The 12,023-nt window shown below is 45.4% G+C and carries 14 protein-coding genes and 1 pseudogene; 9 read left to right on the top strand and 6 right to left on the bottom strand.

Going from position 1 to position 12,023, the window contains the following annotated elements; all coding sequences use genetic code 11:
• Nucleotides 1-84: 84 nt before the first annotated feature.
• A pseudogene (locus tag AC4CV5_RS03980) lies at nucleotides 85-195 on the top strand (MarC family protein); the annotation flags it as partial.
• Between the two features lie 17 nt (nucleotides 196-212).
• On the opposite strand, the gene opcR reads toward AC4CV5_RS03980, so the two are convergent.
• Nucleotides 213-770 (bottom strand): opuC operon transcriptional regulator OpcR, encoded by a 558-nt coding sequence (gene opcR / locus AC4CV5_RS03985; RefSeq protein WP_166848339.1) that lies wholly within the window; start codon nucleotides 768-770, stop codon nucleotides 213-215.
• A gap of 263 nt (nucleotides 771-1,033) precedes the next feature.
• On the opposite strand from opcR, the gene opuCA reads away from it, so the two are divergent.
• The 4 genes from opuCA to opuCD are packed head-to-tail and all read left to right on the top strand — an operon-like array spanning nucleotide 1,034 to nucleotide 4,473.
• Nucleotides 1,034-2,173: an osmoprotectant ABC transporter ATP-binding protein OpuCA gene (opuCA, locus tag AC4CV5_RS03990; RefSeq protein WP_490922113.1), complete on the top strand. Its 1,140-nt coding sequence runs from the start codon at nucleotides 1,034-1,036 to the stop codon at nucleotides 2,171-2,173.
• 23 nt (nucleotides 2,174-2,196) lie between these two features.
• Nucleotides 2,197-2,850 (top strand): glycine betaine/carnitine/choline/choline sulfate ABC transporter permease OpuCB, encoded by a 654-nt coding sequence (gene opuCB, locus AC4CV5_RS03995; protein ID WP_003219978.1) that lies wholly within the window; start codon nucleotides 2,197-2,199, stop codon nucleotides 2,848-2,850.
• Between the two features lie 13 nt (nucleotides 2,851-2,863).
• Nucleotides 2,864-3,781 (top strand): osmoprotectant ABC transporter substrate-binding lipoprotein OpuCC, encoded by a 918-nt coding sequence (opuCC, locus tag AC4CV5_RS04000; protein ID WP_326222094.1) that lies wholly within the window; start codon nucleotides 2,864-2,866, stop codon nucleotides 3,779-3,781.
• Between the two features lie 17 nt (nucleotides 3,782-3,798).
• Nucleotides 3,799-4,473 carry a glycine betaine/carnitine/choline/choline sulfate ABC transporter permease OpuCD gene (opuCD, locus tag AC4CV5_RS04005; protein ID WP_222142041.1) on the top strand — a complete coding sequence of 225 codons (675 nt, stop codon included), beginning with the start codon at nucleotides 3,799-3,801 and terminating at the stop codon, nucleotides 4,471-4,473.
• 32 nt (nucleotides 4,474-4,505) lie between these two features.
• On the opposite strand, the gene AC4CV5_RS04010 is transcribed toward opuCD, so the two are convergent.
• Nucleotides 4,506-5,039, bottom strand: coding sequence for a GbsR/MarR family transcriptional regulator (locus AC4CV5_RS04010; RefSeq protein WP_166848351.1), 534 nt, complete (start codon nucleotides 5,037-5,039; stop codon nucleotides 4,506-4,508).
• Between the two features lie 284 nt (nucleotides 5,040-5,323).
• On the opposite strand from AC4CV5_RS04010, the gene opuBA reads away from it, so the two are divergent.
• The 4 genes from opuBA to opuBD are packed head-to-tail and all read left to right on the top strand — an operon-like array spanning nucleotide 5,324 to nucleotide 8,766.
• On the top strand, nucleotides 5,324-6,469 hold the full coding sequence (gene opuBA / locus AC4CV5_RS04015; RefSeq protein ID WP_373922995.1) for a choline ABC transporter ATP-binding protein OpuBA: 1,146 nt from the start codon (nucleotides 5,324-5,326) through the stop codon (nucleotides 6,467-6,469).
• Nucleotides 6,470-6,483: 14 nt separating this feature from the next.
• Nucleotides 6,484-7,137 (top strand): choline ABC transporter permease OpuBB, encoded by a 654-nt coding sequence (gene opuBB, locus AC4CV5_RS04020; RefSeq protein ID WP_490922114.1) that lies wholly within the window; start codon nucleotides 6,484-6,486, stop codon nucleotides 7,135-7,137.
• A gap of 11 nt (nucleotides 7,138-7,148) precedes the next feature.
• Nucleotides 7,149-8,069 (top strand): choline ABC transporter substrate-binding lipoprotein OpuBC, encoded by a 921-nt coding sequence (opuBC, locus tag AC4CV5_RS04025; RefSeq protein ID WP_490922115.1) that lies wholly within the window; start codon nucleotides 7,149-7,151, stop codon nucleotides 8,067-8,069.
• A 16-nt stretch (nucleotides 8,070-8,085) separates the two neighbouring features.
• Nucleotides 8,086-8,766: a choline ABC transporter permease OpuBD gene (gene opuBD, locus AC4CV5_RS04030; RefSeq protein ID WP_326222090.1), complete on the top strand. Its 681-nt coding sequence runs from the start codon at nucleotides 8,086-8,088 to the stop codon at nucleotides 8,764-8,766.
• Nucleotides 8,767-8,809: 43 nt separating this feature from the next.
• On the opposite strand, the gene AC4CV5_RS04035 is transcribed toward opuBD, so the two are convergent.
• The 4 genes from AC4CV5_RS04035 to rghR all read right to left on the bottom strand — a co-directional run bounded on the left by AC4CV5_RS04035 (nucleotide 8,810) and on the right by rghR (nucleotide 11,919).
• The gene (locus AC4CV5_RS04035) at nucleotides 8,810-10,510 is read right to left on the bottom strand and encodes a methyl-accepting chemotaxis protein (RefSeq protein ID WP_166848366.1); all 1,701 of its coding nucleotides are present in this window, start codon (nucleotides 10,508-10,510) and stop codon (nucleotides 8,810-8,812) included.
• 135 nt (nucleotides 10,511-10,645) lie between these two features.
• Nucleotides 10,646-10,972 carry a catDE operon transcriptional regulator CatR gene (catR, locus tag AC4CV5_RS04040; RefSeq protein WP_003220037.1) on the bottom strand — a complete coding sequence of 109 codons (327 nt, stop codon included), beginning with the start codon at nucleotides 10,970-10,972 and terminating at the stop codon, nucleotides 10,646-10,648.
• Nucleotides 10,973-11,063: 91 nt separating this feature from the next.
• Nucleotides 11,064-11,483: a helix-turn-helix domain-containing protein gene (locus AC4CV5_RS04045; protein WP_166848369.1), complete on the bottom strand. Its 420-nt coding sequence runs from the start codon at nucleotides 11,481-11,483 to the stop codon at nucleotides 11,064-11,066.
• A gap of 28 nt (nucleotides 11,484-11,511) precedes the next feature.
• On the bottom strand, nucleotides 11,512-11,919 hold the full coding sequence (rghR, locus tag AC4CV5_RS04050; RefSeq protein ID WP_166848371.1) for a transcriptional repressor RghR: 408 nt from the start codon (nucleotides 11,917-11,919) through the stop codon (nucleotides 11,512-11,514).
• Nucleotides 11,920-12,023 lie beyond the last annotated feature (104 nt).

The raw sequence follows: 12,023 nt of genomic DNA on the forward strand, positions 1-12,023 counted from the left end.
CACACAAAAAAGACACGAGTCTAATAGCAACTGTGTCTTTTTTTCTACGATTGTTTCGGCGATGCGGAGCAGCGCTTTACCTTTAAAACCGAGATGAACGTCATTACCAGACTGATGGGATTAATCTTGGCGGTCGTTGCGGTCGGTATGATCGGTGCCGGGCTGAAAGGCATGTTTCCGATCTTAACTTTATAATGCATAAAGCAGTTTTCTTACTTCAGGGAGCTGCTTTCTTTTGTTTTCGGAACGTATTGAAAGACTTCCTCACTCTCAAAGAATTCAATTAATCTGCTCAGCCAGTCATAGTAATGGAGCCATTCTCTTAATTCATTCAGCAGCTGATTAACTTTCTCTTCCGCTTCGGGGGTGAGCCCGTCCCTTTGTAAAAGATCAGTCAGCTCCCGGTTTAATTTTTTATACAGCACTTTGTTTTTGCTCACGACCTTTGTCCAGTTCGCCGTAAATAAAGAAATGAAGGTTTGATAATAATCCTGCTCGACGTCATAAAGGTCTTTTCGTACGCCTTTTTCAAACACCTTTTCGGCAATATTGGCATCGATCATTTCACGGACAACCTGGCTCATCCGCGTTTTGCTCATGCCCGTTGCCTCTGAGAGCTCGCTTAATGTCATCGGTTTTCGATTCATATAAATAATTCCAAGCACACGCCCGACAGTTGAAGGCATTCCAAACGTATGCATATTTTCGGCAATCTTCTCAATGAGATGCTCTTCAGCATGTTCAATGATGTCGAGAGCAGTTTTTTCCACAGCTGATCATCCCTTCAAATGGCAATTGATGGTGTCAATATATCATATTTCTGCCAGTTGTTGAAAATAGCTGAATGCAGAGGAATAGGGAGGTATCCGGCGTAATTGTAAGAACACCCTTTCCGTCTCGGTCATAACAATAAATAATCTGTAAATAACATATAATTTCAACACATTGTAAACTTTTTATTTTATAAAGTTCAAACTATAATAAAGATTATACTTTTCAGAAAATTTAAGGGAAACCTGCGGAGGTGCACGGATTGCTGAAATTGGAGCAAGTGTCAAAAGTATATAAAGGCGGAAAAAAAGCTGTGAACAGCATTGATTTAGATATTGCCAAGGGCGAATTTATCTGTTTTATCGGCCCGAGCGGCTGCGGAAAAACGACGACAATGAAGATGATTAACAGACTGATAGAACCATCGTCGGGAAGGATCTTTATCGACGGAGAAAATATTATGGAACAGGACCCGGTTGAGCTGAGAAGAAAAATCGGCTATGTGATTCAGCAGATTGGTTTGTTCCCCCACATGACCATTCAGCAGAATATTTCACTCGTACCGAAACTGCTGAAATGGCCTGAAGAAAAACGGAAAGAACGGGCGAGAGAGCTGTTAAAGCTCGTGGATATGGGCCCGGAATATTTAGACCGTTATCCCCATGAGCTCAGCGGAGGACAGCAGCAAAGAATCGGCGTGCTGCGCGCATTGGCTGCGGAACCCCCTCTCATCTTAATGGATGAACCGTTCGGAGCGCTTGATCCGATTACGCGTGATTCCCTTCAGGAAGAATTCAAAAAACTGCAGAGAACCTTAAACAAAACGATTGTATTTGTAACCCATGATATGGATGAAGCAATTAAGCTCGCTGACCGGATTGTGATTTTAAAAGCGGGAGAAATCGTTCAAGTCGGTACACCTGATGAGATTCTCCGGAACCCGGCAAATGAATTTGTTGAGGAATTTATCGGAAAAGAGCGCCTGATCCAGTCAAGACCAGATATCGAGCGGGTTGAGCAAATGATGAACAGAACACCTGTAACGGTATCAGCGGACAAAACGCTTTCCCAGGCGATTCAGCTGATGAGAGAAAAACGTGTCGACTCGCTGCTCGTTGTGGACCGGCAAAATGTGCTGAAGGGCTATGTTGATGTGGAAATGATTGATCAAAACCTCAAAAAAGCGAGCGTCGTTGGCGATGTATACCGCTCTGATATATATACCGTGCAAAAAGGGGCGCTTCTTCGCGATACGGTCCGGAAAATCTTGAAGCAGGGAATCAAGTATGTTCCGGTGGTGGATGAACAGAACCATTTAGCAGGAATTGTGACAAGAGCGAGCCTTGTTGATATCGTATACGATTCCATATGGGGTGAGGAAGACCAGCTTATGACGATCTGACCAGGGGAGGAGCTCTTTTAAAGATGAATCAAATGATGACTTTTTTGCAAACGAACGGCGGAGAGCTGCTGTATAAAACAGGAGAGCATTTATATATTTCACTCATTGCCGTTGTATTGGGCATTATCGTAGCAGTGCCGCTCGGCGTCGCTCTCACTAGAATGAAAAAAGGCGCAGGCGCAATTATAGGTGTTGTCAACATAGTGCAAACCCTGCCGAGTCTGGCGATTTTAGCCTTTTTTATTCCGCTTCTCGGCGTAGGGAAAGTGCCTGCGATTGTCGCTTTATTTTTCTATTCGGTGCTGCCGATCCTGCGTAATACGTATACCGGCATCAAAGGTGTAAACAAAAATCTGCTGGAATCGGGCAAAGGGATTGGCATGACCGGCTGGGAGCAGATTCGGCTCGTCGAAATCCCGCTGGCGATTCCGATCATCATGGCGGGAATCCGGACATCAACGATTTATTTAATCGGCTGGGCGACACTTGCGTCGTTTATCGGCGGCGGCGGTCTCGGTGATTACATTTTTATCGGCCTGAACCTGTATCAGCCTGAATATATCATTGGCGGTGCCGTGCCGGTTACGATCCTGGCGATTATCATTGATTATGTGCTTGCTGTGACAGAACGAAAGGTGACGCCGAAAGGGTTGCAAGGGATGAAGGAAGTTTCGTAAGGAGTTGGCTCTGTTGAAAACGAAAAAAATCAAATGGCTTGGCGCGTTCGCCCTCGTCTTTGTCCTGCTGCTGAGCGGCTGCTCTCTGCCGGGACTCGGTGGCGCATCAGACGATACAATCAAAATCGGGGCGCAAAGCATGACAGAATCAGAAATTTTAGCGAATATGATCGCGCAGCTTATTGAACATGATACAGATTTGAATACGGCTTTAGTCAAAAATCTCGGGTCAAACTATGTTCAGCACCAAGCAATGCTCGGCGGTGACATTGATATTTCTGCCACCCGTTATTCCGGGACGGATTTAACTAGCACCCTCGGCAAGGAAGCGGAGAAAGATCCGAAAAAAGCACTGAACATCGTGCAGAACGAATTTGAAAAACGCTTTTCATATAAATGGTTTGATTCCTACGGATTTGATAACACATATGCCTTCACTGTGACAAAAAAGTTTGCGGAAAAGGAGCATCTCAACACCTTGTCTGACCTGAAGAAAAACGCTTCCCAATTTAAATTGGGCGTCGACAATGCCTGGCTGAAACGGAAAGGCGACGGTTATAAAGGCTTTGTCAGCACGTATGGATTTGAGTTTGGCACAACCTATCCAATGCAAATCGGGCTTGTCTATGATGCAGTCAAAAACGGAAAAATGGATGCTGTTCTTGCTTATTCAACAGACGGACGGATTAAAGCATATGATCTGAAAATCTTAAAAGACGATAAGCGTTTTTTCCCGCCGTATGACTGCTCACCTGTGATTCCGGAAAAGGTGCTTAAGGTACATCCGGAGCTTGAAGGCGTCATCAATAAGCTGATTGGGCAAATCGATACGGAAACGATGCAGGAGCTTAACTATGAGGTGGATGGCAAGCTGAAGGAGCCGTCTATCGTAGCAAAGGAATTTTTAGAGAAACATCATTATTTTGACTAAGAAAAGAGGCGGATCATATGGAAGTACTACAGCAGCTTGGCACTTACTATTCGCAAAACGGCGGTTACGTGATGCAGGAGTTTTACCGCCATTTTCTGATGTCGGTGTACGGCGTTTTGTTTGCCGCCATTGTTGGAATTCCGCTTGGCATCCTGATCGCCAGATACAGAACTTTAAGCGGATGGGTTTTTGCGGTGACGAACGTCATACAGACCATCCCGGCTCTCGCCATGCTCGCCGTACTGATGCTTGTCATGGGGCTGGGCGCTAATACGGTGATTTTGTCATTATTTCTGTATTCTCTTCTGCCGATTATCAGAAATACGTACACAGGCATTATCAGCATTGAACACGCCTATCTTGAATCCGGAAAAGCGATGGGAATGACAAAATTTCAAGTATTGCGGATGGTCGAGCTTCCGCTGGCGCTTTCTGTCATTATGGCCGGCCTGCGCACAGCGCTTGTCATTGCCATCGGCATTACGGCCATCGGGACATTTGTCGGTGCAGGCGGGCTGGGGGATATCATCGTCAGGGGATCAAACGCAACAAACGGAACCGCGATCATATTAGCGGGCGCGATCCCCACAGCTCTGATGGCGGTGATTGCCGATTTGGTCATGGGCTGGCTTGAACGCGCGTTAAGCCCGATTAAAAAGAAAAAGAAGAAAAATCTGGCCGTTGCCGCATAAGAAAAAACGCCTTGTGAATGACAGGGCGTTTTTTAAGGCTTCGGCACATATTTAAAAATCTCTTCGCTTTCAAAAAATTCAATCAATCGCCCGAGCCAATTATAATAATCGAGCCATTCCTTTAATTCCTTCAGCAGCTCATTCGCTTTTTCTTCCGCTTCAGGGGTAAGCTCTTCATCCAAGACGCTGAGCAGTTCCCGATTGAGTTTTTTATGCATCATTTTGTTTTTGCTGACGACTTTGCTCCAAGTAGCTGTAAACAGCGTGATAAACGTTTGATAGTAGTCCTGCTCAACCTCATATAAATCTTTTCGCACGCCCTTTTCAAACACTTTCTCGGCGATGTTGGCATCAAGCATTTCCCGCACAACCTGGCTCATGCGTGTTTTGCTCATGCCGGTCGCTTCAGATAATTCGGCCAGCGTCATCGGTTTTCGATTCATATAAATAATGCCCAGCACACGTCCGACAGTAGAGGGCATTCCAAATGCATGCATGTTTTCCGCGATTCTTTCTATTAAATGGTCCTCAGCTTGTTCAATGATCGTTAACGGATCTTTCTCCAACGGTTTCAATCCTTTCAGCTAACAATTCCGATGTCAATATACCACATTTTTGATACGGCGGAAATGCTGTAACTAGAGAATTTGGCAGGAAATTGGAGCAATAAGGAGATCATCACAGGTCAATGCGGGTAAATCAGCGCTTACACATACTTTATAAACAATATGAACAAATTGTAAACTTTTTATTTTATAAACTTTATTCTATAATGAGAAGCATTCAATTGTCTGAAAAATTAAATATAAACTGAACGAATTGAATAAATTTAACTTTGGAGGTGCGATGTTTGCTGACATTAGAAAATGTCTCGAAAACATACAAAGGCGGCAAAAAAGCCGTGAACAACGTGAATCTTAAGATTGCAAAAGGCGAATTTATCTGTTTTATCGGCCCGAGCGGATGCGGGAAGACGACAACAATGAAAATGATTAACCGATTAATTGAGCCTTCCGCCGGCAAGATTTTCATTGACGGCGAAAACATCATGGAACAGGATCCTGTAGAACTTAGGCGTAAAATTGGCTATGTGATACAGCAGATCGGCCTGTTTCCCCATATGACCATTCAGCAGAACATTTCACTTGTCCCTAAACTGCTGAAGTGGCCGGAGCAGCAGCGGAAAGAACGGGCGCGTGAGCTTTTGAAATTGGTCGATATGGGGCCAGAATATTTAGACCGTTACCCTCATGAATTAAGCGGGGGACAGCAGCAGCGAATTGGTGTATTACGGGCACTTGCCGCGGAGCCTCCGCTTATCTTAATGGATGAACCGTTTGGGGCACTCGACCCAATTACGAGGGATTCCCTTCAGGAAGAATTTAAAAAACTGCAAAAAACCTTACATAAAACCATCGTATTTGTTACCCACGATATGGATGAAGCGATTAAGCTGGCAGATCGGATTGTGATTTTAAAAGCGGGAGAAATCGTTCAAGTTGGAACGCCCGACGACATTTTGAGAAATCCGGCAGACGAATTTGTTGAGGAATTTATCGGCAAAGAGCGGCTGATTCAATCATCCAGCCCGGATGTGGAACGGGTTGACCAAATTATGAACACGCAGCCTGTAACGATCACCTCGGATAAAACGCTTTCTGAAGCGATTCAGCTGATGAGGCAGGAGCGTGTCGATTCATTGCTTGTCGTTGATGACGAGCACGTTCTCCGAGGCTATGTGGATGTTGAAATCATTGATCAATGCCGGAAAAAAGCCAATCTTGTAGGAGAGGTTCTGCATGAAGATCTTTACACAGTATTGGGCGGCACATTGCTGCGCGACACGGTCCGCAAAATTTTAAAACGGGGTGTCAAATATGTCCCTGTTGTGGATGAAAATCGGCGCTTAATCGGAATTGTGACTAGAGCGAGTCTGGTCGACATTGTGTATGACTCCCTCTGGGGAGAAGAAAAGCAGCTCGCGGTATTGTCATAGGGAGGCGACAAGTCATGCATCATATTATTCAATTTTTGCAAACCAACGGGGGCGAACTCCTTTATAAAACATATGAGCATATCACGATATCGCTCATTGCTGTCATTTTAGGTGTGCTCGTAGCTGTCCCCCTCGGGGTTGTGCTTACTAGAATGAAAAAGGGAGCCGGCACCATTATCGGTATCGTCAACATCATTCAAACGCTGCCGAGTCTGGCGATTCTCGCCTTCTTTATTCCGCTCTTGGGTATCGGGAAGGTTCCAGCCATTGTGGCTTTGTTTTTCTACTCCGTTCTGCCGATTCTGCGCAACACGTACACCGGCATTCGGGGCGTCAACAAAAATCTGCTCGAGTCTGGCAAAGGCATCGGAATGACGCCGGCTGAACAAGTCCGCCTGGTGGAGCTGCCGCTTGCCGCACCTGTCATCATGGCGGGAATCAGAACATCGACGATTTACTTAATCGGCTGGGCCACGCTTGCTTCCTTTATCGGAGGCGGCGGATTAGGTGACTATATTTTTATCGGACTGAATTTATATCAGCCGGAATATATCATTGGGGGCGCGGTGCCTGTCACGATATTGGCGATTGTGATTGATTATGTGCTGGCAATGACTGAACGAAAACTTACACCTGCCGGCATGCAGAGATTAAAGGAAGTTTCATAAGGAGGCGGCTCATGAAAAGAAAATATCTCAAATGGATGATCGGTTTAACGCTTGCAGCAATGCTGACGTTGAGCGGCTGTTCGCTTCCAGGTCTCAGCGCCGCTTCGGACCAGACCATTAAAATCGGCGCGCAAAGCATGAGCGAATCAGAAATCATCGCCAGCATGCTTGGCCAGCTAATCGAACACCATACTGATCTTAAAACAACAACCATTAAAAATCTCGGTTCCAACGCGGTACAGCAGCAGGCTTTAATGAACGGGGAAATCGACATTGCGGCCACAAGATATACGGGAGACGCGCTGACAGGAACGCTGAGAATGGATCCTGAGAAAGATCCGGAGAAAGCGCTGGCGCTGACACAGCGGGAATTTAAAAAAAGATATGATTTAAAATGGTATGACTCCTACGGGTTTGATAATACATATGCCTTTACGGTCAGCAAGAAGCTGGCCGATCAATATCATTTAGAAAACGTATCAGACGTTAAAAAATGGGCGCCGCAATTAAAGCTGGGTGTTGACAACTATTGGATGAAGCTCAAGGGAAACGGCTATAAAGACTTTACGAAAACCTACGGCATGACATTCGGAGGCACGTATCCAATGCAGATCGGGCTTGTGTATGACGCGGTGAAGAACGGAAAAATGGACATTGTGCTTGCGTATTCGACTGATGGAAGAATCAAGTCCTATGGTCTTAAAATGCTAAAGGATGATAAGCAATTTTTCCCGCCGTACGACTGCTCTCCGGTTGTTCCGGAACAAGTGCTCAAAGAACATCCTGAGCTTGAAGGCGTCATCCAGAAAATGATCGGGGAAATCGACACAGCCACAATGCAGGAGCTTAACTATGAAGTCGACGGCCATCTAAAAGAACCGTCTGTCGTTGCCAAGGAATATTTAGAAAAGCACCACTACTTCGAGTCGTGAAAGGGGGACAAAGCCAATGAAGGTGCTTGAACAGTTAATGACGTATTACGCGCAGAACGGCAGCTACGTCATGGATGAATTCGGCCGCCACTTTCTCATGTCGGCTTACGGCGTATTGTTTGCCGCTGTCGTCGGGGTTCCGGTCGGAATCCTCATTGCGCATTATCGCCGCTTGTCAGCCTGGGTGTTCGCCGTAACAAATGTCATCCAAACAATCCCAGCGCTCGCCATGCTGGCTGTATTAATGCTTGTCATGGGGCTCGGCGCAAACACCGTGATTGTATCATTATTTCTGTATTCCCTTTTGCCGATTATCCGAAACACGTACACAGGCATTGTCAGCATTGAACATGCCTACCTAGAATCGGGAAAAGCGATGGGCATGACGAAATTCCAGGTGCTCCGGATGGTTGAGCTTCCACTCGCGCTTTCTGTCATTATGGCAGGCTTGCGCACGGCTCTCGTCATTGCCATCGGGATTACAGCGATCGGCACATTTGTCGGCGCCGGCGGCCTCGGAGATATGATCGTCCGCGGCTCAAACGCGACAAACGGAACAGCGATTATTCTCGCCGGCGCAATTCCGACTGCGGTAATGGCGGTTGCTGCTGATTTGCTTATGGCTTGGCTGGAGCGGGCATTAAATCCCGTGAAGAAAAAACGAACCAGAGAGAAACGTATTCAAACAGCAGCATAGAATAGAAAAAGAGGCTTGGATGACTCCAGCCTCTTTTTTCTATTTAAATGGTAAACTGATTCATTTTCTCATTAAGCTCTTTCGCCAGCTGCTCAAGCTCTTCGGCATTCTGTAGCACTTGATCCATGGAATGGGCGGATTGCTCGGTAATCGAAAATGTTTCTTCAATGCCGGCGGCCGACTCTTCAGATACAGAAGCGATATTTTCGATCGATTGATTGATGGTAATCGACTGGTTGGTTAACTGCTTCAGGCCATCCGTTACTTCCTTAATGCTATCTGCAACGTGAGTGACGGATTGTTTGATATGCTGCATAGCTTGGCCGGTGCCTGTCAGGTTTTCTGTTCCTTTTTCGACTTCTGTAAAGCTGCTTTCCAAGTATTCAATAACGGTGTAGATTTCCTGCTGTGTGCCGTTGACAATCCGGGTGATATCCTGCACGGAATCAGAAACGCCGTCAGCCAGCTTTCTGACCTCCTCTGCCACAACAGCGAAGCCTTTGCCGCTTTCTCCTGCGCGGGCAGCTTCAATCGCAGCGTTAAGTGACAGCAAATTCGTTTGCTCGGCAATGCCGTTGATGACCTGAACGAGCTTGTTGATATCTTGAGAATGCTGTTCCAGTGATCTCACTTTATGCACAGCTTCCTGAACGATATGATGGATGGTTTTCATTTGCTGTAATGACGTATCCATATTTTCGTTTCCGCTTACTGCGAGTTCGAGAACGTTTTGAGACGTATCGCTGATGGTGATGCCATGATTATAGGCTTTATCAATGCTTTCTGTGAACTCATTCATCGATTCGGCAATCGTCACGGCGTCTTGGGCCTGCTGTTCAGAGCCCTCAGCCATTTCGTTCATCGTCTCGGTAATATGTTTGCTGCCGGATCTTGTTTCATTCGTTGCGGTTGCCAGTACTTGTGAAGAAGAAAGCACCCGGCTTGATATTTCTTTGGAGTATCCGACAATATCTCTCAGATTGCCAACCATTTTTTGCAGCGCTTCGTTCAGATCGCCCAGCTCGTCTTTTGAATTGAGCGGCTCCATGTCATTCGACAGATCTCCCTCGGCAATATGATTGGCAGATTCCTTCATGCGAATGATAGGCTTTACAATGTTTCTCGTAATATAAAACCAGATGAAAATGCTGATAATGATCGAAGCTGCCAAAAGCGAAGCCGTGTAAATGAGCCCCTTATGATATACATCCTTTGTTTCTTTTACCGCTGTGTTGCTGCCTTCTTTATTAAAGTCAACGAGCTGAGTGACTGATATTTTCATATCCTCAAAGCTGGCCTCAGTCTGCACCAATAAACCTCTTGCTTTGTCCATGTCATTCGTGCGTCCGCTTTCTATAATTTGCGCATGAATATCAGCATAGGCATTCACTTCATTTTGAAGCTTCTCAAACAATTTCTGTTCTTTATCATTGGAAATTGTTTTTTTGTAGCTATCAAGCTTTTGATTGATGTCTTCAAGAATCTGATTCATTTCTTGATCAAGCGTATCCATTTTGCTTTTGTCTGTGTAAATCAGAAAATCCTTTTCTTTAGAAGACAGGTGCTCGGTTAAATAATTAATCGATGTAATTTCTTTGATGCCGTCAATCCATTTTGTGTTGATTTCATCTGTCTTTTGAATGATATGCTGCATATTAAAAACGCCTATTCCGCCTACAAGTAAATTGATCAGGATCAGTGTCAAAAATACCAGGCTGAATTTGCGGGAAATCGTCAGTCGCATATAAGTGGTCTCCTTTAAGATCGTAATGTGTGTGGATGTACTATATATCGGCTGAGAAATTTTTTTTTCACCTGGAAAATGAAAAATAAAAAAACGGCTCTTTTCTCGCCTTTGAGATCAGAACCGTTTTGGTAATTAGTCAAGAAAGGAAGGGTCAATCCAATCCGTCGCCCATTTAGAAATCTCACCTAAAATGGGGGCTAGCGCCTTTCCTTTATCGGTCAATGAATATTCGATGCGAACCGGAGTTTCAGGGATGACATCCCGCTTCACCACTCCTTCAAGCTCAAGTTCTTTCAGCCGTTCTGACAGAACTCTGCCGCTTAGATTTGGAAGTGCTGCTTCAATTTCGCTAAATCGCTGCGACCCGTTCAAGAGCTGAAATACGATCAAAGCGACCCAGCGTTTGCTCAAGATGTCGACTGCTTTTTCAAATCTAGGACACATTTCTGATTGGTTCATACTTTTCACCTCGTCTGACACTATTATAACGCAAATAACGAGGGAAGGTATGCAAGCGTGATTGATAAAATGCAGAAAGAGACACAGAGGATTATGAAGAAGAGGCGCGTTTTTTCGCTTCCGAAGCTAAAAAATCGAAGTATTTGCTGAGATTTTCAATATCCTGCTTTGAAAGGTGTTCCCATTTTTGGCTGTTGAAAATCGGGAGGTGCTCTGCTTCTCGCGTGACAGCCGTCTGGTAAATTTCATATATGGACTGATAGCTTTCCGAAGCTTCTCGGATTTCTTCAGGAAAGGCCCGAATATGGCCTGCGGCAGCCATCAGGTTCTCGTAGGGCACTTTCAGCACGGCCGCCAGTTTTTTGATAGTGGCAGGTTTTGGCGTGCCGCGCTTGCCGTTTTCAATTTTTGAAATGGTGGCCGAGCTGATGCCTGAGTATACCGCAAGCTGATTGACTGTCAGTTTGCGGGCGCGGCGCAGCTCCCGTAATTGCTGTCCGAACGGTGACATGGTGATCGCCTCACATTTCTATCAAGAGTTAGTCATCAGCAGACCGTTTTTTGGCTTCGTCTGAAATAAATGAAAAATAATGATCCAGCATGAGCAAATCTTCTTTATTGAGATATTGCCACTTTTCATTCTCAAGAAGAGCAAGGTTTGTCAGGTCATAGGCCTCCGCTTTTTCAAGCAGCATGCACTTCGTGTCATAAGGAGCCCTGGCTTCATGCACTTCTTCGATGTAACCAGCCTTATACATAAGCCCTTCATAAGGAATTTTTAAGGCTTCAGCCAGTTTTTTGATGGTGGCAGGTTTGGGAACGCCCCGTTTGCCGTTTTCGATTCTGGAGATGCCGGCTGCGCTTACACCTGAATAAGTTGCCAGCTGGTTGACTGTTAACTTTCTCTCTTCGCGCAATGCCCGCAATTGTTCGCCAAAGCTTTCCATATGTCTCACCCCGTCCTTCACTGTTACTCATATTTTAGTATGTTTATTGACTAAAGGAAATAGGTAGGCTGGAAATGTATTGACAAAAGTTAACATAAGCCGTA

The sequence above is a fragment of the Bacillus sp. NS1 genome (assembly GCF_058248265.1).